We start from the raw sequence: 24,432 nt of genomic DNA on the forward strand, positions 1-24,432 counted from the left end.
GCAATAACCGGCAACGGACGGCAAATCCATGACAGCCCTCACCCGCCGAGGCGGGCGCCGCGACTGGAGCCGGGGAGCGCGGCCTCGACGACCTTCAGCATGAGGCTCGGAAGGCCGGCCCCCTTCAGGTCGGAGAGATCGTGCCACCAGAAGCCTGGCGGGGCCTTCGCGTCCGCCGGCAGCTCGGCCGCCCAGACTGTCATCCTGAGCTCGATATGGGTGAAGATGTGGGTGACCTCGCCGCCGCGCTTTTCCCAGGGCGCGGCGAGCGGCGGCTTCGGCATCCCCGTCACCGCCTCCGTCACCCAGTCGGAGTTCGGTATTTCGGCCATCCCGCCGAGAAGGCCCTTGGGGGGCCGGCGGGAAAGGAGGATCTGGCCATTCCTGGCCGCGGGTCCACTGCCTGCGGGGCCCCTGCCAGCCGGGCGAAGCGCCACGAAGGCGGCGGCGAACTTCTTCGCCCGGGCGCGCTTTTTCGCCTTCACCGGAAAGGCCCCCTGCTCGCCTCTCGCCCTTGCGGCGCAGATCGCATCCAGCGGGCAGAGGGCACAGGCAGGCCGCTTCGGCGTGCAGATGGTGGCGCCGAGATCCATCAGCGCCTCGGTGAACTCACCGGGGCGAGATTGCGGCATGAGCGGGCGCAGCGCCTCGCGCACATCCGCCTTGCCCGCCGGCATCGGCGTGTCGATGGCGAAGAGGCGGGTGACGACGCGCTCCACATTGCCGTCGACCGCCGGCACCGGCTCGCCGAAGGCGATCGCGGCGATGGCGGCGGCGGTATAGGGACCGATGCCGGGAAGCTCGGCGAGCGCCGCGGCGCTTTCAGGGAGCCGGCCGGCGTGCTCCCCGGCAACATGGCGGGCGCAGGCGACGAGGTTGCGGGCGCGAGAGTAGTATCCGAGCCCCGCCCAGGCGGCCATGATCTCCGCCTCCGGCGCCGCGGCGAGGGCGGCGAAATCCGGCCAGCGCGCGGTGAAATCGTGGAAATAGGGCGCGACCGCCTTCACGCCGGTCTGCTGCAGCATGATTTCGGAGAGCCAGACCCGGTAGGGATCGGGGCGCTCGCCCCTCGCCCGCGCCTTCGGGCCGGTGCGCCAGGGAAGCGTGCGGGCATGGCGGTCGTACCAGGCAAGGAGAAGGCTTGCGGCAAGAGCGTCCTCGCCGCTTTCCGCATCGCCCGCGCCTTTGGGAGCGGGGATCGCTCGACCGGGTCGTGGGCTCATGAACGGGCCGAAAAGGGCGGCCGGAATGGCAAAAGGAAGCGCGGAGCGGCCAGAAGAGCGGGCTCCTGCCCGCTCGAGGACCGCGACACGGCAGGCTGAAGCCATCTCGACGCCCGAAGGATATGGCGCATTCGCCGTGCAACTTCGTTGCGTTTACAGGTCCACGACCTAGACTGAAGCATCTGTCACATCGTTTCGAAGAGGGCGCCGATTGCAAGCGCGATCCGCCGTGTTTTCCACCATCCAGCGCCTGCCGGTCGCGGCATGACCCGCCCGGTCCTGAAAAGCCGCGCCAAACCGATCGGCGAACTGATCGGCGGAACGCTCGACCCGCTCCTGAGGAAGCGCGGGCTGGCGCGCGCCGAGCTGATCCAGTGGTGGCCGGAGATCGTCGGGCCGCGCTATGCCGGCGTCACGGCGCCGCAGCGCATTTCCTGGCCGCGCACCGGCGAGGGACGCGCGGCGACGCTCATCATCCATGTCGATCCGGCCGTGGCCCTGCCGCTTTCCTACGAACTCGACGGCGTGCGCGACCGGCTGAACGGCTTTCTCGGCTTTCGCGCCGTCGGGGCGATCCGTCTCGTCCAGCACCCGTTTGCCGCGCCGAAGGAAGAAAAGCCACGTCCCCCCGACGCGGAGGTCGAGGCGCGCCTGACGCCGCGGCTCGCGGGCGTGGAAGGCCCGCTGCGCGAGGCGCTCGCCAAGCTCGGCAAGGCCATCCTCTCGCGCTCGTGAGGGCGCGGAAGGCAGTTCGGCTCTTTGACGCCACATTCATTCGTCCTAAACCCCACCCGAAAGCCAGCGTTCAGGCCCGGTTCACGCCATCTCAGCGAGCCTTGCCGGCCACAGGAGGATTGACCTTGCGATTTTTCACCCGCCGCCATTTCACCGCAGCGCTCGCGCTCGGCTCCGTCGTCGCCTTCACGGGCCTTTCGGGGGGTTCCGCCCTCGCCCAGGAGGCGAAGGAGACGGTCTCCGTCGACGAGCTGATGAAGCCGGGTCCGCTCGGCGACCGCAGCCTGGGCAAGGAGGACGCGCCGGTCACCATCGTGGAATACGCCTCCATGTCGTGCTCGCACTGCGCCGACTTCCACAACGAGACCTATCCGGAGCTGAAAGAGCAGTATATCGACACCGGCAAGGTCCACTTCATCTTCCGCGAGTTTCCCATCGACGCGGCCGCCTACGGCATCGCCATGGCGGCGCGGTGCGCCCCGGAGAACCGGTATTTCGACGTCATCGACCTCTTCTTCGAGCATCAGATGGACTGGATGCGCGCCGAAGATCGCTATGCGGCGATCCTAGATCTCGCCAAGCAGGTCGGGTTTTCTGAGGATAGCTTTGAGGCCTGCTTGCAGAATCAGGCATTGTTCGATGGACTGACTGCGGGGAAGGACCGTGCTGTCAAGGATTTCGGTGTCCAGGGCACGCCCACCTTCTTCATCAACGGTGAGAAGAACGTCGGAGCGCTGAGCTTTGATCAGCTCAAGCAGGAGATCGACAAGAACCTGTGACGGCGGGCTCCGCAGGAGCGCCGCCATCGGGCGGATTCCGCGCCTCTCCCAATACCTGACCGGCGGCCGCGGATGAAGATCACGCGGCTCCGGATCGCCGGCTTCAAATCCTTCGTCGACCAGACGGATGTGCTCGTCGAGCCGGGCCTTTCCGGGATCGTCGGGCCGAATGGCTGCGGCAAGTCCAACCTCGTCGAGGCGCTGCGCTTCGTCATGGGCGAAACCTCGTTCAAGGCGATGCGCGGCTCGGGGATGGACGACGTCATCTTCGCCGGCTCGGCCAACCGGCCGGCGCGCAACACCGCCGAAGTCTCGCTGGCCGCCATCGTCGACGCGCCCTCCGGGGCGGCGCGCGGCGCTTCCGGCAAGGGCCTGACGCCGACCGGCGAGGTGGAGATCACCCGGCGCATCGAGCGCGAGCAGGGCTCCATCTACCGGCTCAACGGGCGCGAGGTGCGCGCCCGCGACGTGCAGCTCCTGTTTGCCGACGCCGCCACCGGCGCGCGTTCCTCCGCCCTCGTCCGCCAGGGACAGATCGGCGAGCTGATCGCCGCCAAGCCGAAGGACCGGCGCTCCATCCTCGAAGACGCGGCCGGCATTTCGGGCCTTCATTCGCGCCGCCACGAGGCGGAGCTGAAGCTCAGGGCCGCCGAGCAGAACCTGGAGCGGCTGGAAGACGTCATCGGCGAGATCGGCGGCCAGCTCGAAGCGCTGAAGCGCCAGGCACGGCAGGCGGCGCGCTACCGCAACCTTTCCTTCGACATCCGCAAGGCCGAGGCGCAGCTCGCGCTCATCCGCATCGCCGACACGGAAGAACGGCTGACGCAGGCCGAAGCCGCCCTGACGAAGACAGGCATGGCGCTCGCCAAGGCGGCCGAGGAACAGGCGAAGGCCGCCAGGGAAGAGGCCGTGGCCGGCTCCGGGCTGCCGCAGCTGCGCGAGAAGGCGGCCGCGGCCGGCGCGGCCGTGCAGCATCTGAAACTGAAGGCCGAGGAGCTGCGCCGCGAGGCGGCCCGCCGCGAAGCGCGCCTCAACGAGCTCTCCTCCCGCCAGCGCGAGACGGAAGCCGACATTGCCCGCGAGGGCGAGCATCAGCGCGAGGCGGCCGAGGCCGCCAAGGCGCTCTCCACCGAGGCGAAAGCGCTGGAGCGCGACAAGGCCGGCGCCGCCAAGCGCGAGGCGGAAGCCGCGACGAAGGCCGAGGCGGCCGGGCAGGCCCTCGCAAGCGCGGAGGAGGCGCTTTCGGCCGCGCAGGGCGAACTCGCCACCAAGGCCGCCGAGCGGCGCCAGCACGAAATGCGGCGCAAGGAGGCCGAAGGCGCCCTCTCCCGCCTTGCCGCCGAGGCCGACAAGCTGACGCGGGAAGAAGAGGCGCTCCGCGCCGAGGCCGGCTCGGAGGAAAAGCTCGCCGCCGCGCGCGCCAGCCTGAAAAAGGCGGAAGCGGCGCTGAAGAAAGCGGAGGCGACGGCGCAGAAAGACGAGCTGGCGACGGCCAAGGCCCGCGCCGGCGAGGCGGAGGCACGCGAAAAGCGCTCCGAGGCACTGCGGGCGCTGACGGCGCTGAAGGCCGAGGCGGACGCGCTTTCGAAGCTGCTCAAGCCCCTCAGCGAAGGCGATTTCACCCCGGTGATGGAATCGGTGACGGTCGAGCCCGGCTACGAGGCGGCGCTGGCCGCCGCTCTCGGCGAAGATCTCGACGCTTCGAGCGAAAAAGAGGCACCGATCTCGTGGCGGGCGCGCGGCAAGATCGCCCGCGCGCCGAAGCTGCCGGCCGGCGCCAAGCCCCTTTCCGACTTCGTTTCGGGCGAAGCCTGCCTCGATCCGCGACTTTCCCAGATCGGCGTCGTGGAGAGCGATGCGGGAGACGGCCTCGTTGCCCGGCTCGCCGTCGGCCAGCGCCTCGTCAGCAAGGATGGGGCGCTGTGGCGCTGGGACGGGCTGACCATCAGGGGCGGCACGAAGACCCCGGCGGCCGCGCGGCTGGAACAGAAGAACCGGCTCGGCGCGCTGGCGAAAGACATCGACAAGGCGGAGAAGGCGGCGGCCAAGGCCGAGGCGGCGCTGCAGCAGGCCTGCGAGAAAAGGGCCGCCGGCGAGGAAGCCGAGCGCACCGCCCGCAACGCGCTGAAGGAAGCCCGCAGCGGGCGCGACCGCGCCCAGACGGCGCTAACCGAGGCCGAACGCCAGCTGGCGCGCGAGGCCGAGCGGCGCAGCGTTCTTGCCGCCTCGCTCTCGCGCAACGCGGCCGACCGGGCGGGGCAGCAGGAAAGGCTCGCCGCCGCGAACGAGGCGCTTGCCCTGCATGCCGCCGACGAGGCGGCCGAGGCCAAGGTCGCCGCGCTTCTTGAAAAGGTCGGCGAGGCACGGCGGCTGGCCGCCGATGCGCGGGCCGCCGCCGAGAGCCTTCGCCATGCGGCCAGGGCGCGCGAGGAACGGCTCGCGGCGCTCGCCCGCGACCGGGCCGCCTGGGAAGGCCGGGGCGAACGCGCCGAAAAGCGGGTCTCGGAGCTTCAGGCCCGCCTTGCCGATCTCGGCGAGGAGATCGAGACGCTTTCCGCCGAACCGGAGGATTTCCTGACCCGCGAGCGCGCCTTCCTTGCGGAGATCCGCAAGGCGGAGGAGGCGGCGAAGGAGGAGAGCGACAGGCTGGCGGCCGCCGAATCGGGGCATCGCGGCCTCGCCGAGGCGGCAAGGCATGCGATCGAGGCGCTCTCGGCGGCGCGCGAGGCGAAGGCGCGCGACGAGGAGCGCGCCTCCGCGATCCGAACCAAGCGCGACGAGCTGACCGCCGAGATCGCTTCGCAGTTCCATGTCAAGCCGGACGGGCTGCGCGAGGAAGCGGGGCTGAAGCGTGGGGCGCCGATGCCGGAGCTCGCCGCAACGGAGCAGCGCCACGAGCGGCTGCTGCGCGAGCGCGAAAGGCTCGGCGGCGTCAATCTCAGGGCCGAGGAAGAGGCCAAGGAGGTCGAGGCGCGGCTCGAAAACCTGACCGGCGAGCGCGACGACCTGGTGGCCGCCATCCGGCGCCTACGCCAGGCCGTCGGCAGCCTCAACCGCGAGGGACGCGAGCGGCTGCTCGCCGCCTTCCGCGAGGTGGACCGCCACTTCCAGGCGCTTTTCCACACCCTTTTCGGTGGCGGCTCGGCCGAGCTGATGCTGACCGAATCGGACGACCCGCTGGAGGCCGGGCTGGAAGTGATGGCCCGCCCGCCCGGAAAGAAGCCGCAGATCATGACGCTGCTCTCGGGCGGCGAACAGGCGCTGACGGCGATGGCGCTGATTTTCGCGGTCTTTCTGACCAACCCCTCGCCCGTCTGCGTGCTGGACGAGGTGGACGCGCCGCTCGACGACGCCAATGTGGAGCGTTTCTGCGACCTTCTGGAACAGATGCGCGAGAACACCGATACGCGCTTCCTCGTCGTCACCCACAACCCCATCACCATGGCGCGGATGGACCGCCTGTTCGGCGTCACCATGGCCGAGCGCGGCGTCTCGCAACTCGTCTCCGTCGATCTGGAGACGGCGGAGCGTTTTCGCGAGGTCGGCTGAACGGGGGGCGCACGGCGCCTCGCGGAATCCTCCACGGGCACATTTTTATCTTGTGGATCAAACACTTATCGCAGCGCGAGACGTCCTTGACTTGGGTTGGAGGCAAAATTATGGTGCGCCCGGTTTCGCAGGGGCCCGGACCCGCCCCGTCTTCAACGATGGCGCCGCAGCAAGGCTCCTTTCAAAGGGAGCCCTTGCATGGCCGATGACCGCTCCGAGGAGGAGCGCAAGAAGACGGAAGGTGGGCAAGGGCCTTTTGCCGATGTCGACCTCGCCCGCCGCATGGCCGCGCTGTCGCGCTCCCTGGAAGAGGGAAAGCGCGGACGCGACGAGACGGCCAGGAGGTTCGAGGGCAAGGGCGGTTCGGGCTACGCGGCGGCGATGCGGCTTGCCAGCGAGTTCGTCGCCGGTGTCCTGGTCGGCGCAGCTCTGGGGTGGGGCCTCGACGAGGTCGCCGGCACGTCGCCCTGGGGTCTGATCGGCTTCCTGCTGCTCGGCTTCGCCGCAGGCGTGCTCAACGCGCTGCGGGCCGCCGGCAAGATCGCCGAGCCGGACGATCGGCTGGCGAAGAATAAAGACGGCGGGCCTTCCCGTCACGAATGAGGCTGGGGGCCGGGTGCGGCCGGGAAATACGAGGAACAGGCTTTGGCGAACGAAGCGATAGCGCAGGCGGATCGGGTCGATCCGATCCATCAGTTCCACATCAACAGCCTCGTCGATTTCGGCCGTGTCGGGGATTCGCCCTTCGCGTTCACCAATTCGGCCCTGTTCATGGCCATCACGGTGGTCGTGATCGTGGGCTTCATGCTCCTGACGACGCGCGGACGCGGCCTTGTGCCGGGCCGCATGCAGTCCGTCACCGAGATCTTCTACGAATTCACCGCCAACATGCTGCGCGAGGCCGCCGGAACGGAGGGCATGCGCTTCTTCCCCTTCGTCTTCACGCTGTTCTCCTTCATCCTGGTGGCGAACCTCATCGGCATGGTGCCGTACTTCTTCACGGTGACGGCGCATATCGTCATCACCGGAGCGCTGGCGCTTCTCGTCATGGCGCTCGTCGTCGGCTTCGGCTTCGCCAAGCACGGTTTCGGCTTCCTGAAGCTCTTCGTGCCGGACGACGTGCCGGCGGCGATCATGCCGATGATCGTGGCGATCGAGATCCTCTCCTTCGTGTCGCGGCCGGTCAGCCTCTCCATTCGTCTTTTCGCCAACATGCTCGCCGGCCACATCACGCTGAAGGTGTTCGCGAGCTTCATCCTGTCGCTCGGCGCCTTCGGCGTCCTCGGCTGGGGCGGCGCCATCCTGCCTTTCCTGATGGTCGTGGCGCTCACGGCGCTTGAAATACTGGTCGCTTTCCTGCAGGCGTATGTCTTCGCCATCCTGACCTGCATGTACCTCAACGACGCGCTTCATCCGTCACACTGACGGGGCGGTCCCTCTTCTCAACGCTCGAAGGAGAAAGAATTATGGAAGCAGATGCTGCAAAGCTGATCGGCGCGGGCATTGCCTGCATCGGAATGGGCGGTGCCGGCGTGGGCCTCGGCTCGCTGTTCGGTCACTTCCTGGAAGGCGCCCTGCGCAACCCGGCAGCCGCCGACGGCCAGTTCGGCCGCCTGATCTTCGGCTTCGCCGTGACGGAAGCGCTCGGCATTTTCTCGCTCCTGATCGCGCTCCTGCTCATCTTCGCCGTCTGATTCGGACGGACGCAAGCGCCGGCGGGCCCCGCCCGAATGCGCAAGCAGCTTGAGGAGAAGAGCACGTGGTGACACAGGCACTGGCGCAGGAGGCGGCCGAAATGGCCGCCGAGCACGGTGAGGCGATGGGGGAAGCGCATGGCGCCTTCCCGCCGTTCGATCCGTCGACCTTCCTGTCGCAGCTCATCTGGCTCGCGATCTTCTTCGGCCTGCTCTACATCCTCCTGTCCCGGGTGGCGCTACCGCGCGTCGCCACGATCCTGGAGGAACGCAACGACCGGATCGCCGACGATCTCGCCGAAGCAGAGAAGCTGAAGCGGGAGAGCGACGAGGCCATTGCAGCCTATGAGCAGGCCCTCGCCGAGGCGCGGGCGAAAGCCCACGGCATCGCCCAGGAGGCACGCGACAAGGCCAAGGCCGAAATCGAGGCCGAAAGGTCGAAGGTGGAGGCCGATCTCGACGCCAAGCTAGCGGAGGCCGAAGAGCGGATCGGCGAGGTGAAGACCAAGGCGCTCGCCGAGGTGGACGCCATCGCCAAGGAGACGACCGAAGCGATCGTCACGACCCTTTCCGGCGAAAGCCCCAACGAGGCCAAGGTCGGCGAAGCCGTCAGCCAGGCCCGCGGGGAGCTGAGGTAGACATGACCGCAACCGACTGGGCAACCCTCTGGGTCTTCATAGGCCTCCTCACCTTCCTGGCCATCCTGGTCTATCTGAAGGTGCCGGGCATGCTGACCGCAGCGCTCGACAAGCGCTCGGAGAAGATCAGGCACGAGCTGGACGAGGCACGGCGGCTGCGCGAGGAAGCGCAGGCCCTGTTGGCCGAATACCAGCGCAAGCGCCAGGAGGCGGAAGAAGAGGCCGCCGAGATCGTCTCGCTTGCCGAGCACGAGGCGGCCGCGCATGCCGCGGAAGCCAAGCAGCGGCTCGAGGAATATATCGAGCGGCGCACCAAGGGCGTTGAGATGCGCATCCAGCAGGCCGAGGCGCAGGCCGTGAGCGAAGTGAAGGCGCGGGCGGTCGACGTCGCCGTCGCCGCCTCCGCGAAGATCCTCGGCGAGCAGGCCGAGGGCGCGACGGGAACGCGTCTCGTCGACACCTCGATCGAGGGGCTGAAGCGCCACTAGGCGCCGCCTCTGTCGGCAGGAAACCAGAAGGCGGGCCCCGGCCCGCCTTTTTCTTTGCCCTGCCTTATGCGCCCGGCCCGCTCAGTCGCGCCCGCGCTCCAGCTGGAAGGCAAGGTGGGCGCGCACCGCCGGCCATTCGGCGGCCGTTATGGAGTAGACGCAGGTGTCGCGCAGCGCCCCGTTCGCCGTCTTCTGGTGGCTGCGCAGCACGCCGTCGAGCTTCGCGCCCAGGCGCTCGATGGCGCGGCGGCTCTGCTGGTTGAAGAAATGGGTACGGAACTCCACCGCCAGGCAGCCGAGCCTGTCGAAGGCATGTCCGAGAAGGAGGAGCTTGGCTTCCGTGTTGAGCGGCGTGCGCTGAACGCGCCGGGCATAGAAGGTCGACCCGATCTCCAGGCGCGGCGTGGCGGCGTCGATGTTCATGTAGGTGGTCATGCCCACGATCGGGCTTTGCGCGTGCGCCGCGGCTTTCGAAAGGACCGTGAAGGCCAGCATTGAGCCCGCTTCCTGCAGCGCCAGCCGGCGGGCGATCTCCGCTTGCACCTGATCGGGCGAAGGAACCGAGGTGTACCAGAGCTCCCAGAGCCGCCCATCGGCGACGGCCGCCTTCAGGCCCTCGGCATGGTCGGCGGAAAGCGGGACGAGCTCGACCGTTTTGCCGGTAAGGCTTACCGGGCGGATCGGCTCTCTGTCGGCCTCGGCCATCAAACACTCTTCTCCTTGCAAGCGCCGAGCAGTCTTCGCGGCGCGGCCCGAAGTCAAGCGGGCGAGAGCCAGAGAGGGCTATTTGGCCGGCATCAGGGCCGCGACGGGCGCAAAGCTGGTGCGGTGCAACCGGCAGGGGCCGAGCCGGGCCAGTGCGGCGCGGTGGCCGGGCGTCGCGTAGCCCTTGTGAGAGCCGAGCTCGTAGCCGTGGAAGGTCCGGTCGCAGGCCGCCATCATCCGGTCGCGGCAGACCTTTGCGACGATGGAGGCGGCGGCGATGGAGAGCGAGGATGCGTCCCCACCGATGATCGCCTCGCAGGGAAGGCGGATGCCGGGCGGCACGTCGCGCCCGTCGACCAGCGCCGCGTCGGCCGGCGCCGGCAAGGCGGCCAGGGCGCGCGTCATGGCCAGCAGCGACGCCTGCAGGATGTTGATGCGGTCGACGGTGGCGCAGGAGCAATAGGCGATGGAGACATCGGCGACGCCCAGCAGTTCCTCGTAGAGCGCCTCGCGCCTTTCGGCCGTCAGCGCCTTGGAATCGGCGATTCCGACCGGGATATTGCCGAAGTCGAGGACGACCGCCGCGGCGACGACGGGCCCTGCGAGCGGGCCACGACCGACCTCGTCGATGCCGGCGATGCGCTGGTAGCCCGCGCCCACCAGCCGCCGTTCTGCCTTCAGATCGGGAAAGGCCGGCTTCGTCGTCTTCTTTGGGGCGATCTTCTCTGGGGCCACCTTTTTTGGGGCCGCCTTGCCTCGAATCGCTGCGCCGCGTGTCATATATTTCGGTTACGCGCGAGGGCCGGTTGCTTCAAGGCCGACCGCTCCAGCCGGCAAAGCCTTTCCACCTCCATACCCAACGCGGCATACCCAACCCGGCGCCCCCAGCGTGGGATCGCCCCTCTCCTGGGCCCTGCCTAGAAGAGCTTGAGCTGCCCGCCGACCGGCACCGGAGGCGTGAAGAGATCGGTGCGGAGCATATCGCGCCGGACGTTGAGGCCGAGGCGGCGGCAGGCGAGCTCGAAACGCCGACCGATCTGCCAGGCATATGGGCCCCTGCCCTTCTGGCGCTCGCCCCAGGCGGCGTCATAATCCTTGCCGCCGCGCATGGAGCGCATCACCGACAGGACATGCTCGGCGCTGTCGGGAAAGTTCTCCGCGAGCCATTCCTTGAAGAGCGGCGCCACTTCCAGCGGCAGGCGCAGGAGGACGTAGCCGGCCGAGGTCGCGCCCGCGGCCGAGCCCGCTTCTAGGAGCCGCTCCACCTCGCTGTCGGTCAAGACCGGCACGATCGGCGCGGTCATCACCGCCACCGGCACGCCCGCTTTCGCCAGACCGGCCATCGCCTCGAGGCGCTTCTGCGGCGTGGAGGCCCGCGGCTCCATCTTGCGCGCCAGCTTGCGGTCGAGCGTCGTCAGCGAGATGCCGACCTTGACGAGCCCCTTTTCGGCCATCGGCGCCAGGATATCGAGGTCGCGCAGGACGAGCGCCGATTTCGTGACGATGCCGACGGGATGGTTCGCCTCCGCCAGCACCTCCAGGATCTGGCGCATGATGCGATACTGGCGCTCGACCGGCTGATAGGGATCGGTATTGGTGCCGATGGCGATGGTCTTCACCTCGTAGCCGGGCGCCGCCAGCTCCTTTTCCAGGAGCCTTGCCGCGTCGGGCTTGGCGAAGAGCCGCGTCTCGAAATCGAGGCCGGGCGAGAGGCCCATATAGGCGTGGGTCGGGCGGGCGAAGCAGTAGGCGCAGCCATGCTCGCAGCCGCGATAGGGATTGATCGAACGGTCGAAGGAGATGTCCGGCGAGGAATTGCGGGTGATGATCTTTCTCGGCGTTTCGAAGGTCACCTCGGTCTTCAGCCGCGGCAGCTCGTCGAGGCTCTCCCAGCCGTCGTCGAAGGCCTCGCGCCTTTCCGCTTCGTAGCGGCCGCTCTCGTTGGAGGCGGCGCCGCGGCCGCGACGGCGCTGCGGCAGGACATGCGGAATGGAAGCGGGCGGAACGGAAGCGGGCGGAACGGCGGAGGGCAAGAGGTCTGCCTGGCCGAGCGCCCGCCACGCCGCCTCATTGGCTCCCCTGACGCGCGACGAGGGGGAGGAGGCGGAGCTCCGGCGCGGGGCTGGCGCGGAGGCTGCACCCGGGGTGTGGGGTCTTGGGGCGGTGTCGAGGCTCGGCTCAGGCATAGGCCATCAGATAATGCTAACATCGGAACATTACAAGAACAAATGAGACTTTATTCCCACGAAATGGCGCTGCGCTCTGACGCGCTTCGCGCGACGGCTAAAATTTGTATGATTGTTGTTGGGGTTAGTGAGGGGTTCGGATAACAGGCCGTGATGATCAGCGTCGTGCTCACCCAGCCGCGGGAGGCCCACCACCTTGCCCGGAGCCTCGCCGCCCTCGTTCCGGCGGCGGTGGAAGGGCTGGTGCGCGATGCGCTGGTTCTCGGCGATTCGGCATCGGAGGAGATGCTGGCCGTGACCGAGGCGGCCGGCGCGGAATTCTTCGCCCACCACCAGCTCGCCGACGCCGTGCGCACGGCGCGGGGCGACTGGCTCCTCGTGATGGAGGGTGGCGCAAGGCCGCTCGATGGCTGGATGGGAGAAGTGCGCGCCTTCGTCGCCGATGCCGACGGCGCCTCGGCGGTCTTCACGCTCGCAGGCTCGCGGCTCGGGCGGCTTGCCCATTATTTCTCAAGGCCCCCTGCCCTGCGCCGCGGTCTCCTCATCCGCCGCGAGGAAGCCGCCGAGGCGGCAAGGAGCGCGTGCCATATCGAAACGCTCGCCCGCCGGCGCGGCAGCAGGCGCCTGGCGGCAAGGCTGGAGCCACCCGCGCGGGCCTAGCTCTTCCTGCGCCGCAGATGCTCGTCGAGCCGCGGCATGATCTCCACGAAATTGCAGGGCATGGTGCGGTAGTCGAGCTGGGCCTTCAGGATGCCGTCCCAGGCGTCGCGGCAGGCGCCCGGCGAGCCGGGCAGGACGAAGATGTAGGTCGCGCCGGCAACGCCGGCCGTCGCCCGCGACTGGATGGTGGCAGCGCCGATCTTGTCGAAGGACAGGCGGTGAAACAGCGCCGAAAAGCCCTCCATGCGCTTTTCGAAGAGGGGCTCGATGGCTTCCGGGGTGATGTCGCGGCCGGTAAAGCCGGTACCGCCGGTGGTGATGACGACGTCGACCCCGGGATCGGCGATCCATTCCCGCACGATGGCGCGGATCTCCTCCACCTCGTCGCGCACGATCCGGCGGTCATGGAGGCGGTGGCCGGCTTCGGCAAGGCGCGCCTGCAGCGTGTCGCCCGAACGGTCGCCCGCCAGGTCGCGGGTGTCGGAGACGGTGAGGACCGCAATCGCGAGCGGGATGAAGGGGCGGGCTTCGGCCATTCGGGCTGCCTCAGTGATAGGTGTCGCCCGGGCGGACCCTGCCGCGGAACGTCCAGTAATTGAAGGCGGTGTAGGCAAGGTTCACCGGGATCAGCGCCAGCGCCCCGACGAGAAGGAAAAGCTGCGTTTCCGGCGAGGAGGCGGCTTCCATGACGGTGACGCCGCCCGGCCCGTCGCCCGGCGGCGGCACGATGAAGGGCCAGGTGGAGACGGCAAGGCCGAGGAAGCAGAAGAGAAAGATCCCCATCGTGCCGAAGAAGGGCAGGAAGCGCCCGTCCGCCCAGATCGCCCGCAGGACGAGGAAGGCGAGGCCCGCCGTCAGGATCGGCAGGGGCCAGAGCATGCCGATATTCGGCCAGGCGAACCAGCGTTCGGCGATGCGCGAGACCGTCAGCGGCGTCCACAGGCTGACGAGCGCGACGAAGACCATGACGGCGGCGAGCAGGGGCACGGCGAGCGCCCGCATGCGATCGCGCACGGGCCCTTCCGTCTTCAGCATGATCCAGGTGACGCCGAGCAGCCCGTAGCCGGCGATCAGCCCCAGCGCGCAACACAGGGTGAAGGCGTTGAACCAGTCGAACGGGCCGCCGGCGAAGGCGCCGTCCCTCACCACGACGCCCTGGATCAGGCCGCCGAGGATGAGCCCCTGCGCGAAGGTCGCCACCAGCGAGCCGAAGAAGAAGGTGAAGTCCCAGGCGCGGTTTTCCGAGACGACGCGGAACTCGAAGGAGACCCCGCGCAGGATCAGCGCCAGCAGCATGACGATGACGGGGATGTAGAGCGCCGGCATGATGATGGCGTAGGCCTTCGGGAAGGCGACCCACAGGCCGCCGCCACCGAGCACCAGCCAGGTCTCGTTGCCATCCCAGAAGGGCGCCACGGAACTCATCATCTGGTCGCGCTCCACCCGGTCGCGGGCGAGCGGGAAGAGGATGCCGAGGCCGAGGTCGAAGCCGTCCATCAGGACGTAGAGCGTGACGGCAACGCCGAGAAGGCCGATCCAGATCGCCGGGAGCCATTCTTCCATCGTTCAGACCCTCGCCTGCGTCGAAGGTTCGGCGCGCCCGCCGCCCGCCCCGGAGAGCGGGCGGTGCGGCACGCCATGCTCGGTGGCCGACCCCCGCTCCGGTCCCTTGTTGAGAAGCCGGTTCATGTAGAAGATCCCGGCGGCGAAGATGATGGCGTAGACGAGGACGAAGAGCGCCAGCGAAGCGCCGACCTGCGCGGCAAGCACCGGCGAGGCCGCCTCGGAGGTCCTCAAAATGCCGGTCGCCACCCAGGGCTGGCGGCCGATCTCCGTCACCATCCAGCCGGCGAGAATGGCGATGAAGCCGAGCGGCCAGGAATTGGCGGCGACGAAGAGAAAGCGGTCGGCGGAAAAGAGCCGGCCGCGCAGCCAAGCATAGCCGCCCCAATAGGCGAGCGCGATCATGAAGAGGCCGAGGCCGACCATGATGCGGAAGGAATAAAAGACCGGCCCGACCGGCGGCCGGTCCACGGGCGCGAAGGCCTTCAGGCCGGTGACCGTGCCGTTCCATTCATGCGTCAGGATGAGGCTCGCCAGATTCGGCAGGGCGATCTCGTAGCGGTTCTCCTCCGCCTCCATGTCCGGGATGGCGAATAGGATGAGCGGCGCCACGGCCTCGGCCGGCCAGTGCGCCTCGATCGCGGCGATCTTCGCCGGCTGGTATTCTTGGGTGTTGAGCCCGTGCCGGTCGCCGATGAAAAGCTGCAGGGGCGCCAGCACCATCAGGAGGCCGAGGCCCATCCTGAGCATGGTGTGCGCATCGTCGAGATGGCGGTTGCGCAGGATGAAGCGCGCGCCGACGGCCGTCACCACCAGCGCCGTGGTGATGTAGGCGGCGGTGAGCATATGGGCGAAGCGCCAGGGGAAGGTGGGGTTGATGATGATCGCCCACCAGTCGGTCGGATAGGCGATGCCGTCCTTCATCTCGTAGCCCGCCGGATACTGCATCCAGGAATTGGCGGAGAGAATCCAGAAGGCGGAAATCGCCGTGCCGAGGGCGACGAGGATGGAGGCGGCAAAGTGCACCGAACGCGGCACCCGCTGCCAGCCGAAGAGCATGATGCCGAGGAAGCCGGCTTCCAGGAAGAAGGCGGTCAGCACCTCGTAGCCGATGGCCGGGCCGATGACGTTGCCGACGACTTCCGAATAGCGGCTCCAGTTGGTGCCGAACTGGTAGGAGAGGACGATGCCGGAGACGACGCCCATGGCGAAGGAGACGGCGAATACCTTCGTCCAGTAGCGGGCGAGGTAGCGGTGCCGCTCGCTGCCGGTGGCGAGCGCATAGCCTTCCAGCGTCGCCACGAAAGCGGAGGTGCCGATGGTGAAGGCCGGGAAGATGATGTGGAAGGCGATGGTGAAGGCGAACTGCACCCGGGCGAGGATCAGTCCGTCGAGCTGCCAGTCCACAAAGCGCCTCCCTTGACGGCACGATTGTTCCCGAGAAGGGCGGCAACTTCCACCCCTGTCATGGCAGGCCCGTGACGCCATGCGCCAAAAGCCGCCAAAGACCGGACCCAGCCCGCAGCTAGGGCGCCCGTCACTCCTCGGCGAGGATTTCCTCGTCCGTGACGATCGATTCCGGATCGGGCTGGAGCACGGCCGTCTGCGGGGTCATCGCCCGCGAACTGGGCACCGCCGCGAAGCTCTCGCGCTGCTCCTGCGGCACAGGGCCGCGGCGCTGCGTGCGGTAGACGGCAAACACGGCGATGGCGAAGTGCGACACGGCCGTCAGCCAGAAGAGGCCGGATGGCCCCAGACCATCCATGGCGAGAGAGGCGACGAGCGGTCCGACCATGGTGCCGGCGCCGTAGAGCAGCAGCAGGCTGCCCGAGATCTGCACGAAGCTCTGCTGCGAGGCGTGGTCGTTCGCATGGGCGACGGCGATCGAATAGAGGGTGTAGGAGGCCGCGCCATAGACGGCGAAGAGACCGATGAGAAGAAAGCCCTCCGTCGGCTGCAGAAGGGCGACGCCCAGGCCGGCGAGGCCGGAGACGAGGCCGGCCCCGGCGATGACGAAGCGGCGGTCGAGGCGGTCGGAGATGCGCCCGGCCGGCATCTGGGCCAGCGCGCCCATGATGATGGCAATGCTCATCAGCCCGGCGATCTGCGTGGAAGGAAGGCCGATCCGGACGCCGAAGAGCGGCCCCAGCGTGCCGAAGGAGCCGTTGGCGACGCCGACCAAAAGGACGGAGACGAAGGCGACCGGCGAATTGCGGAAGAGGGCCGGCAGGTCGAGCTTGACGCCGGCGAGCGGCTGCGGGACCGCGGCGCGCGACAGCGCCAGCGGCATCAGGGCGAGGCAGAAGAAGATGGCGCCGACCATGAAGAGATGCGGCGAATGCGGATCGCCCGCGCCGACGAGGAGCTGGCCGACGACGATCGCCGCATAGGTGATCGTCATGTAGACGCCGAAGACGAGGCCGCGGTTCTCGTTGGTGGCGCGCTCGTTGAGCCAGCTCTCGATGATCATGAAGCAGGAAGCGAGGGCAAAGCCGGAGAAGAAGCGCAGGAAGATCCACGAGACCGAATTCACCCACATCCCGTTGAGCAGGACGATGACGGCGGCGGCCGCCGCGGCGGCCGCGAAAGCCCGGATATGGCCGACGGAGGCGACGATGCGCGGCGCGGCGAGGCAGCTCGCCACGAAGCCGAAGGCCCAGCCTGTGCCGACGAGGCCGAGAGAGAGCGTGGAAAAGCCCTCCATGCCGCCGCGGATCGGCAGCAGAATGGCGTGCAGACCATTGGCCGTGAGAAGGAAGGCAACGCTGAGCAATAGCGCCGCGATCGGCAGAAGTTGACGTGCCATCTTTGAATCGGGTGCGGCCAGAGTTGAGCGCTGGGCGGTAGACCCCGCAATGGCGGACGGTCAAGGCCCGGCTACATCACGGTTTACGACAGCTTGATCTCACTGCGTGTCGCCGGCCTGCGACAGCGCCTCCGAAAGCGCCAGAAGATCGCGCCAGACGAGCTTCTTCTGCATGGCGTTGCGCAGCAGATAAGCGGGGTGGAAAGTCGCCATGACGCGGATCTTGCGGCGGCCGGTGTCGAACTCCGACCAGCGGCCGCGCAGGCGCGTGATGCCCATCGTGGTATCGAGCATCTCCTTGGCGGCGGCATTGCCGAGCAGGACGAGGAAGTCGGGATCGGCGAGCTCGATCTGCCGCGAAATGAAGGGCCGGCAGATCGCCCGCTCCATCGGCGAGGGCTCGCGGTTGCCGGGAGGGCGCCAGGGAATGGTGTTGGCGATGTAGACCATCGTGCGGTCGAGGCCGATCGCCGCCAGCATGCGGTCGAGCAGCTGGCCGGAGCGTCCGACGAAGGGCAGGCCCTGGATGTCCTCGTCGCGGCCCGGCGCCTCGCCGACGAACATGACGCGGCCTTGCGGGTTGCCGTCGGCGAAGACGAGCTGGGTCGCGGTGCGCTTCAGGTTGCAGCCCTCGAAGCCTGCCATGATCTCCTTCAGCGCCTCCAGCGAGGCGGCGCTGCGGGCCGCCTCCCGGGCGGCCATGACGGCTTCCTCCGATGGAAGCTGGGCCGGGGCGACAGCGGGCGCTTGGGCATGCGCCGGCTCGCCCGCAGCAGCTTCCGGGCGCCGCGTCTCCTCGCCGCCGGAGCGGCGCTCCTCGGCTTCCGCTCCAGCCTGGCGCCGCGCGGCCTGCCGCCTTTCGGCGAGTTCCCGGCTTTCCGCATAGCGGTCGACCGGCTCCTCGGAGAGCGCGCAATCGACGCCCGCCTCCACATAGAAGCGCAGAAGCTCTTTCAGGGCCGGCTTGGAGAGGGCGGGGTTCACGGCACCACTTCTGCCACCAAGCGCGTCTTTGCGGAAGGCCAATCGGCCGCAGCAATTGAACAGGAGCGTCGCGGCAGTCTATGCGTTGAAGGACAAACGGGAGACAGTCATGGAAGCTGCCCAGACGCCGGAGGGGGAAACCCCGGAGCGCGAAAGCATGGAATACGACGTGGTGATCGTCGGCGCAGGGCCGGCCGGTCTTGCCGCCGCGATCCGACTGAAGGAACTCGACGAGAACATCTCCGTCGTCGTCCTGGAAAAGGGCTCGGAAGTCGGCGCGCACATCCTTTCCGGCGCGGTGATCGATCCGGTCGGGCTCGACAAGCTGATCCCCGACTGGCGCAATGACCCGGACCGGCCGCTGACCACCCATGTGACGCAGGACAGGTTCCTCTATCTCGGCCCCGCCGGCTCGGCGCGACTGCCGAATTTCATGATGCCGAAACTGATGAGCAACCACGGCAGCTATATCGGCTCCCTGGGGCGCATCTGCCAATGGCTCGCCGGCAAGGCCGAGGCGCTCGGCGTGGAGATCTATCCGGGCTTTGCCGCGGCCGAAATCCTGACCGACGACGCCGGCAAGGTCATCGGGGTCGCCACCGGCGACATGGGCGTCGGCCGCGACGGAAAGCCGGGTCCGGCCTACCAGCCCGGCATGGCGCTGCTCGGCCGCTACACGCTTTTCGGCGAAGGCGCGCGCGGCTCGCTCTCCAAGGAACTGATCGCCCGCTTCGCGCTCGACGAGGGCCGCGATCCGCCGAAATTCGGCATTGGCCTGAAAGAGCTCTGGGAGATCGACCCGGAGAAGCACGAGCCCGGCCTCATCCAGCATTCCTTCGGCTGGCCGCTCGACAATTCCACCGGCGGCGGCTCCTTCCTCTACCATTTCGAGGACAACAAGGTGGCGGTCGGCTTCGTCGTCCACCTCAACTATTCCAACCCGTATCTGGAGCCCTTCCAGGAGTTCCAGCGCTTCAAGACGCATCCGACGATCGCGCCCCTCTTTGAAGGCGCCAAGCGGATCGGCTACGGCGCGCGCGCCATCACCGAGGGCGGCTGGCAGTCGGTGCCGAAGCTCTCCTTCCCGGGCGGGGCGCTGATCGGCTGTTCCGCGGGCTTCGTCAACGTGCCGCGCATCAAGGGCACGCACAACGCCATGCTCTCGGGCATGCTGTGCGCCGAGCATGTCGCCGAAGCGCTCTCCGCAGGACGCAGCCACGACGAGGTCGCCGGCTACGACGCCGCCTGGCGGCATTCGGAGATCGGCGACGACCTCAAGAAGGTGCGCAACGTCAAGCCGCTCTGGTCGCGCTATGGCACGGTGGGGGGCGTGATGCTCGGCGGCATCGACATGCTGATGAATTCCTGGTGGGGATTTTCGCCCTTCGGCACGCTCTCCCACGGCAAGCCGGACTATGCGAGCCTGAAGCCGGCCGACAAGGCGAAGAAGATCGCCTATCCCAAGCCCGACGGCGTCCTCACCTTCGACAAGCCCTCCTCGGTGTTCCTGTCCAACACCAACCACGAGGAGGACCAGCCGGTGCATCTGAGGCTCGCCGACCCCATCATCCAGAAGGAGAGCGAATGGGGCACCTATGCCGGCCCCTCGGCGCGCTACTGCCCGGCCGGAGTCTACGAATGGATCGCGGAGGATGGCGCGGAGCCGCGCTTCCAGATCAACGCGCAGAACTGCGTCCACTGCAAGACCTGCGATATCAAGGATCCGAACCGCAACATCACCTGGGTGCCGCCGCAGGGCGGTGAAGGCCCGATCTATACGGGCATGTAGGCGCCCCGCTTCGCCGGGCACGCCGGAAGGAGACGCCGATGAAGCTTGAGCCCCCCTTCCGGCGCGCGACGCCGGACGACGCAGCCGCGATGGCCGAACTCGTCAACATGGCCGGCGAGGGCCTGCCCGTCTATCTGTGGTCCGGCATGGCGGCCGAGGGCGAGGACGTCTGGGCGCTCGGACGCCAGCGAGCACAGCGGGAAGAAGGCAGCTTCTCCTACCGCAACACAGTGGTCGCGGAGGCGGGCGGCAAGGTCGCCGCCTGTCTCATCGGCTATCCGCTCGCCGCCGAGCCGGAGCCGATCGGCCCCGACATGCCGGCGATGTTCGTGCCCCTGCAGGAGCTGGAGAACCTCGCCCCCGCCACCTGGTACGTGAACGTGCTCGCCGCCTATCCCGAGCACCGCGGAAAGGGTCTTGGGCGCGGCCTCCTCGCCATCGCCGACGCCATCGCCGCCGAAGCCGGGCTTTCAGGCCTTTCCATCATCGTCTCGGACGCCAATCACGGCGCGCGCCGGCTCTACGAGAGCTGCGGCTATGCCGAGATCGCGATGCGGCCGATGGTGAAGGAGGGCTGGGAGAACGGGGGCGAGAACTGGGTCCTGCTGGTGAAGCGGCTCTAGCGAGCGAACGTCCATGCCTCACCTCGCGAGGCTGGTGCCCCGATAGATATCCGAAAGTCTCGCCTCGAAGCCGAAGGCCGGGAGGCGGAGCACGTCGTCAAGCTCGGCGAGCTCGGTCATCGCCCAGCCCTCCTCGCGCGCCCACAGGCGGACGCGCACCTCGTCCTGATGGATCGCCAGGCAATAGAGATTGTCGGGGTGGCGCTGATAGAGCTCGATCTTGCGGGCGATCATCTCGGCCGTGTTGGAGGGCGACAAAATCTCCGCTGCGAGGTGAAAGATCGTGGCATACCGGCCGGACAATCTCGCCGTCGATACCACGACCACGTCCGGCTCGGGATTGAAGTCCTCGACGCCGGGGATACGCACACCCATCTCCTCGAAGGCTTCCCGGTCGGGGCAGGTCGCCTCCAAGGCGTCGTCGAGCAGGCGTGCAAGCCGCTTGGAAATGACGTGGTGAGCGGCATCAGGGGGGACCATCATCATGGCGCAACCATCCACAAGCTGCCAGCGCTCCTCGTCCGGCCGGCCCATGTAGAATTCCAGGAATTGATCGGCCGTCCAGAGCCCGGTGCCGCGACGTTCCGCCTCCTTCGCGAGAGCCGTCATCGCGCCGGCCTCAGCCCCGTTCGCGCGGGCGGTAGTGGCCGGTCTCCGGATCGCGCTCGAGCAATTCGCCGCGGTCCTCGGCGCTGACGCGCTCGGCCTCGCGGACCTTCACGTCGACGCGCGCCATCTCTTTCTTGAGCGTCTTCCAGGCGTAATAGCCGCCGGCGGCGACCAGTCCGAGAAAGATGAGCTGTGGCATCGCGCTAACCTCCGAAACGCTGCCTCAGACTACGCTCTTCAAGCGTCGCCCAAAAGCCCTCGCCGGCCCCTTCGGCAAGGCTGGCGCCGAGGCCGGTCGCCCCCTTGCCGGAGCGCAGACCGAAGAGGCCGCGCTCGGAGGAGATGATTTTCAGGCGGACTTCCTCGCCGTATTTCTCGCGCAGCACATGGCGCATGTCGCCGAGCCGGTCGGCAAGACCGAGTGAAACGGCCGTCTTGCCCGACCAGAAGGCGCCGGAGAAGATTTCAGGATCGTCGGCGAGCACCGAGCCGCGGCGCGCGCGCACGAGGTCGATGAAGAGGTCGTGCACCTCCTCCTGGATGGCCTTCAGCCGCTTCACGTCCTCCGCCTTCTCCGGCTGGAACGGGTCGAGGATCACCTTCGATTCGCCCGAGGTGTAGACGCGCCGCTCGATGCCGAGCTTGTGGATCGCCTCCACGAAGCCGAAGCCCGCCGAGACGACGCCGATGGAACCGACGATGGAAGCCGGATCGCAGATGATCTCGTCGCCGGCGCAGGCGATCATGTAGCCGCCGGAGGCGCAGACATCCTCCACGAAGACGATGACGTGCTTTTCCTTCTCCTCGGCCAGCGCACGGATGCGCTTGTAGATGAGGTGCGACTGGACCGGCGCGCCGCCCGGCGAATCGATGATGATCGCCACGGCCTTGGCGTTCTTCATCGCGAACGCCTTTTTCAGGGGGGCGGCGACGGAGGCGAGCGAAAGGCCCGGGCGAAAGCGGCTCCCTCGGCCTATGACGCCGGAGAGGCGGACAACCGGCACTGTCGGATGGCCCTGCAACGCGGCCGGCAAAAATCTCTTGATCGGGTTCGGCATGTCGGAGGCAAATCTCTGTTCGGGTGACTTCGTTCCTGAGTATCTGCGGCTACATGGTCGCGACCGGCGGCTTTGGCCAGTGGCGGCGGGCCTGCTTACGGCGCCAGAAGGGAAAAATCGGCGCGCCCGCGCAGCACCGCGTCGATCCTTTCCGTCCAGCCTCCGCCCGCCTCGTGGAGAACGAGGCCGGGAAGAAGCTTCAGCGGCGCCCTGCCCGCCAGCCTTGCGACGACGAGGATGCGGCTCGCCGGCTCGCCCGCATGCGGATGGAAGGGCAGCACGGTGACGGCGCCGAAACGGGGCGCGAGGGCGGCGAGAATTTCGCCGAGCCGGTCGGCGCGGTGGATGAGGGCCAGCCCGCCCGCGGGTTTCAGGAGACCTGCGGCGGCCGCCACCCAGCCCCGTAGCGGATCGGCGGCGGCATGGTGGGCGAAGCGGCGGCGCCCGTCCGGCGAGACGCTGGAAGCGCTCTCCACGTAAAAGGGCGGGTTGGCGAGGACGACATCGGGCCGGCGCTCGCCGGCAAGCTTTCCGGCAAGATCCTGATCCATTATGTCGCACTCCAGGAAGCCGGCGCGCGCGGCAAAGGCGGCATTGGCGGCAAGGCCGAGCGCGGCCTCGGCCTCTCCAAAGGCCACCGGATCGGCCTCCAGGCCGAGAACGGAAAGACCCGCACAGCGCGCGGTCAGAGACAGCGTGACGGCGCCCGTCCCGCAGCCGAACTCCACGGCGAGCCCTTTCGCCGAGGCGGCGAGCGCGGCCTGCAGGAGCGCCGCATCGAGGCCGGGCCGGTGGCCGGAAGCCGGCCGCACCAGCGCGACGCGATCTCCGAGAAAGCCGTGCGTGGCGGGCTCCGCCAACCCCTGCATCGCCCTCAGTGCCCCCGGTTCAGGTCGAGTTCGTCCGAAAGCCCCGCTTCCTTCAGGATGCGCTCGGCACGATCCTTCTCTCCCGCCTCAACGAGGATGCGCCGCGGCAGGACACCCAGCGAGCCTTCCATGATGCTCATATTGGCGTCCGCGATGGTGTAGCGCAGCTTCGCTTCCTTCATCAGCGCCTCGATGAAAGAGATCAGCGCGAGATCGTTGGTTCGGATAAGCTCTTCCATCCTCGCTCCCTTCCGGCGTAGAGACGGCACCCTGAAAACGCCGGCCGAGACACCGGCCGGCACGCCGCGTGCGAATCTGTCTCTTTGCTCGGCGCGGTATCCGCTCTAACGTTCGTCCCAGCAAGGAGTTCTCAATTGGGCGTTATCCTGTCGCTTGAGGAGCGGAAGTCGGGCGGAGCCACGCTCGAGCCGCTGGTCGAGATTACCCGCGCTGGCATGGATGCCGTGAACCGGCTGATCCTAGAGCGCACCGGCTCGCAAGTCACTCTGATCCCCGAGGTGGCCCGCTATCTCGTCGATTCGGGGGGCAAACGCATGCGGCCGATGCTCACGGTCGCCTGCGCGCAGGCCTGTGGCTACGAGGGCGAGGGCCATGTCCGCCTCGCCGCTTCCGTGGAGTTCATGCATACGGCGACGCTCTTCCACGACGACGTGGTGGACGAGAGCGACACGCGGCGCGGCAAGCGCACGGCGCGGCTGCTGTGGGGCAACAAGGAAACCGTGCTCGTCGGCGATTTCCTGCTCGGCCAGGCCTTCAAGATGATGGTCGATGTCGGCTCGCTCGATTCGCTGCGGGTCCTGTCGGAGGCCTCCGCCACCATCGCCGAGGGCGAGGTGATGCAGCTCGGCACGGCGAAGAATACCGAGACGACGGAAGACGAATATCTGGAGGTGATCCGCTCCAAGACGGCCGCGCTGTTCCAGGCCGCGGCCGAGGTCGGGCCCATCGTCGCCGGCGCCGACCGCGCCACGCGCGCCGCCTTCCGCTCCTTCGGCGCCAATCTCGGCATCGCCTTCCAGCTGATCGACGACGCTCTCGACTATGGCGGGGCGACGCCGGCCCTCGGCAAGAATGTCGGCGACGACTTCCGCGAGGGCAAGCTGACGCTGCCCGTCGTCCTCGCCTATCGGCGCGGCACGCCGGAAGACCGGGAGTTCTGGCGCAAGACGCTCGTCGATGGCGAAGCTTCCGACGAGGGGCTGAAGCACGCCATGGAGCTTCTGGAAAAGACCGGCGCGCTCGCCGACACGGTCGACCGCGCCAAGCATTACGGCGCCATGGCGCGCGACGCGCTCGCCCCCGTTCCGGAAAGCCAGGAAAAAGCCGCACTTCTGGGGGCAGTTGAATTTTGTGTCGCACGCGTCCATTGAACGGGTGCGGCATTCGGTCTGAAATGTGGGGGATGGGGGACGTTTCCGCCCGGCGCGGAAGCGCCCTTTGCATATATCGGAAG

At 68.1% G+C, this 24,432-nt stretch carries 26 protein-coding genes; 12 read left to right on the forward strand and 14 right to left on the reverse strand.

Translation table 11 applies throughout. The features are described 5' to 3' along the window. Positions 1-38 precede the first annotated feature (38 nt). Positions 39-1,223 carry an A/G-specific adenine glycosylase gene (locus CLD20_RS08820; protein ID WP_224406247.1) on the reverse strand — a complete coding sequence of 395 codons (1,185 nt, stop codon included), beginning with the start codon at positions 1,221-1,223 and terminating at the stop codon, positions 39-41. 264 nt (positions 1,224-1,487) lie between these two features. On the opposite strand from CLD20_RS08820, the gene CLD20_RS08825 reads away from it, so the two are divergent. The 8 genes from CLD20_RS08825 to CLD20_RS08860 all read left to right on the forward strand — a co-directional run bounded on the left by CLD20_RS08825 (position 1,488) and on the right by CLD20_RS08860 (position 9,106). Beyond that, the gene (locus CLD20_RS08825; RefSeq protein WP_224406248.1) at positions 1,488-1,958 is read left to right on the forward strand and encodes a DUF721 domain-containing protein; all 471 of its coding nucleotides are present in this window, start codon (positions 1,488-1,490) and stop codon (positions 1,956-1,958) included. Positions 1,959-2,083: 125 nt separating this feature from the next. Beyond that, positions 2,084-2,737, forward strand: coding sequence for a DsbA family protein (locus CLD20_RS08830; RefSeq protein ID WP_224406249.1), 654 nt, complete (start codon positions 2,084-2,086; stop codon positions 2,735-2,737). Positions 2,738-2,809: 72 nt separating this feature from the next. After that, entirely contained in the window at positions 2,810-6,286 is a 3,477-nt protein-coding gene (gene smc / locus CLD20_RS08835; protein WP_224406250.1) for a chromosome segregation protein SMC, read from the forward strand. 198 nt (positions 6,287-6,484) lie between these two features. Further along, positions 6,485-6,889: an AtpZ/AtpI family protein gene (locus CLD20_RS08840; protein ID WP_224406251.1), complete on the forward strand. Its 405-nt coding sequence runs from the start codon at positions 6,485-6,487 to the stop codon at positions 6,887-6,889. Between the two features lie 42 nt (positions 6,890-6,931). Continuing rightward, the gene (locus CLD20_RS08845; protein WP_224406252.1) at positions 6,932-7,711 is read left to right on the forward strand and encodes a F0F1 ATP synthase subunit A; all 780 of its coding nucleotides are present in this window, start codon (positions 6,932-6,934) and stop codon (positions 7,709-7,711) included. A gap of 41 nt (positions 7,712-7,752) precedes the next feature. After that, positions 7,753-7,980 carry a F0F1 ATP synthase subunit C gene (locus CLD20_RS08850; protein WP_092810041.1) on the forward strand — a complete coding sequence of 76 codons (228 nt, stop codon included), beginning with the start codon at positions 7,753-7,755 and terminating at the stop codon, positions 7,978-7,980. Between the two features lie 65 nt (positions 7,981-8,045). Then, positions 8,046-8,618 (forward strand): F0F1 ATP synthase subunit B, encoded by a 573-nt coding sequence (locus CLD20_RS08855; RefSeq protein WP_224406253.1) that lies wholly within the window; start codon positions 8,046-8,048, stop codon positions 8,616-8,618. A gap of 2 nt (positions 8,619-8,620) precedes the next feature. Then, positions 8,621-9,106 carry an ATP F0F1 synthase subunit B gene (locus CLD20_RS08860; protein ID WP_224406254.1) on the forward strand — a complete coding sequence of 162 codons (486 nt, stop codon included), beginning with the start codon at positions 8,621-8,623 and terminating at the stop codon, positions 9,104-9,106. Between the two features lie 81 nt (positions 9,107-9,187). On the opposite strand, the gene CLD20_RS08865 is transcribed toward CLD20_RS08860, so the two are convergent. The 3 genes from CLD20_RS08865 to CLD20_RS08875 all read right to left on the reverse strand — a co-directional run bounded on the left by CLD20_RS08865 (position 9,188) and on the right by CLD20_RS08875 (position 11,802). Next, a complete protein-coding gene (locus CLD20_RS08865) occupies positions 9,188-9,811 on the reverse strand; it encodes a GNAT family N-acetyltransferase (RefSeq protein WP_224406255.1) in 624 nt (207 codons plus the stop codon). 78 nt (positions 9,812-9,889) lie between these two features. After that, complete coding sequence (locus CLD20_RS08870) at positions 9,890-10,546, reverse strand: ribonuclease HII (protein WP_224406256.1); 657 nt, start codon at positions 10,544-10,546, stop codon at positions 9,890-9,892. Between the two features lie 182 nt (positions 10,547-10,728). Beyond that, positions 10,729-11,802: a PA0069 family radical SAM protein gene (locus tag CLD20_RS08875; protein WP_224406418.1), complete on the reverse strand. Its 1,074-nt coding sequence runs from the start codon at positions 11,800-11,802 to the stop codon at positions 10,729-10,731. 345 nt (positions 11,803-12,147) lie between these two features. Between CLD20_RS08875 and CLD20_RS08880 the strand changes: the two genes are divergently transcribed. Beyond that, the gene (locus CLD20_RS08880; protein ID WP_224406257.1) at positions 12,148-12,657 is read left to right on the forward strand and encodes a hypothetical protein; all 510 of its coding nucleotides are present in this window, start codon (positions 12,148-12,150) and stop codon (positions 12,655-12,657) included. On the opposite strand, the gene moaB is transcribed toward CLD20_RS08880, so the two are convergent. The 5 genes from moaB to CLD20_RS08905 all read right to left on the reverse strand — a co-directional run bounded on the left by moaB (position 12,654) and on the right by CLD20_RS08905 (position 18,010). Next, positions 12,654-13,193 (reverse strand): molybdenum cofactor biosynthesis protein B, encoded by a 540-nt coding sequence (moaB, locus tag CLD20_RS08885; protein WP_224406258.1) that lies wholly within the window; start codon positions 13,191-13,193, stop codon positions 12,654-12,656. The two genes, CLD20_RS08880 and moaB, sit on opposite strands and share 4 nt — an antisense overlap. 10 nt (positions 13,194-13,203) lie before the next feature. Continuing rightward, positions 13,204-14,220: a cytochrome d ubiquinol oxidase subunit II gene (cydB, locus tag CLD20_RS08890; protein WP_224406259.1), complete on the reverse strand. Its 1,017-nt coding sequence runs from the start codon at positions 14,218-14,220 to the stop codon at positions 13,204-13,206. Positions 14,221-14,223: 3 nt separating this feature from the next. Further along, positions 14,224-15,627, reverse strand: a complete 1,404-nt coding sequence (locus tag CLD20_RS08895; protein ID WP_224406260.1) for a cytochrome ubiquinol oxidase subunit I — start codon at positions 15,625-15,627, stop codon at positions 14,224-14,226. 130 nt (positions 15,628-15,757) lie between these two features. Further along, positions 15,758-17,026: an MFS transporter gene (locus CLD20_RS08900; RefSeq protein WP_224406261.1), complete on the reverse strand. Its 1,269-nt coding sequence runs from the start codon at positions 17,024-17,026 to the stop codon at positions 15,758-15,760. Positions 17,027-17,125: 99 nt separating this feature from the next. Beyond that, entirely contained in the window at positions 17,126-18,010 is an 885-nt protein-coding gene (locus CLD20_RS08905) for a uracil-DNA glycosylase (RefSeq protein WP_224406262.1), read from the reverse strand. Between the two features lie 109 nt (positions 18,011-18,119). Between CLD20_RS08905 and CLD20_RS08910 the strand changes: the two genes are divergently transcribed. Then, on the forward strand, positions 18,120-19,799 hold the full coding sequence (locus CLD20_RS08910; RefSeq protein ID WP_224406263.1) for an electron transfer flavoprotein-ubiquinone oxidoreductase: 1,680 nt from the start codon (positions 18,120-18,122) through the stop codon (positions 19,797-19,799). 38 nt (positions 19,800-19,837) lie between these two features. Continuing rightward, positions 19,838-20,422 carry a GNAT family N-acetyltransferase gene (locus CLD20_RS08915; RefSeq protein ID WP_224406264.1) on the forward strand — a complete coding sequence of 195 codons (585 nt, stop codon included), beginning with the start codon at positions 19,838-19,840 and terminating at the stop codon, positions 20,420-20,422. Positions 20,423-20,440: 18 nt separating this feature from the next. Here the strand turns inward: CLD20_RS08915 and CLD20_RS08920 are convergent, their stop codons facing one another. From CLD20_RS08920 to CLD20_RS08940, 5 genes are all read right to left on the reverse strand, one after another. Beyond that, positions 20,441-21,031 (reverse strand): Uma2 family endonuclease, encoded by a 591-nt coding sequence (locus tag CLD20_RS08920; RefSeq protein WP_224406265.1) that lies wholly within the window; start codon positions 21,029-21,031, stop codon positions 20,441-20,443. Between the two features lie 10 nt (positions 21,032-21,041). Beyond that, on the reverse strand, positions 21,042-21,230 hold the full coding sequence (locus tag CLD20_RS08925) for a hypothetical protein (protein ID WP_224406266.1): 189 nt from the start codon (positions 21,228-21,230) through the stop codon (positions 21,042-21,044). Positions 21,231-21,234: 4 nt separating this feature from the next. Then, entirely contained in the window at positions 21,235-21,933 is a 699-nt protein-coding gene (locus CLD20_RS08930; protein WP_370636845.1) for a S49 family peptidase, read from the reverse strand. A 251-nt stretch (positions 21,934-22,184) separates the two neighbouring features. After that, a complete protein-coding gene (locus CLD20_RS08935; protein ID WP_224406268.1) occupies positions 22,185-22,958 on the reverse strand; it encodes a tRNA1(Val) (adenine(37)-N6)-methyltransferase in 774 nt (257 codons plus the stop codon). 5 nt (positions 22,959-22,963) lie between these two features. After that, positions 22,964-23,197 carry a DUF2007 domain-containing protein gene (locus tag CLD20_RS08940; RefSeq protein WP_224406269.1) on the reverse strand — a complete coding sequence of 78 codons (234 nt, stop codon included), beginning with the start codon at positions 23,195-23,197 and terminating at the stop codon, positions 22,964-22,966. Between the two features lie 135 nt (positions 23,198-23,332). Here CLD20_RS08940 and CLD20_RS08945 point away from each other — a divergent pair, with 135 nt between their 5' ends. Continuing rightward, positions 23,333-24,349 (forward strand): polyprenyl synthetase family protein, encoded by a 1,017-nt coding sequence (locus CLD20_RS08945; protein WP_224406270.1) that lies wholly within the window; start codon positions 23,333-23,335, stop codon positions 24,347-24,349. Positions 24,350-24,432: the final 83 nt, after the last annotated feature.

Origin of the sequence: Afifella sp. IM 167, assembly GCF_020144925.1 — a bacterium.
Lineage (GTDB): Bacteria > Pseudomonadota > Alphaproteobacteria > Rhizobiales > Afifellaceae > Afifella.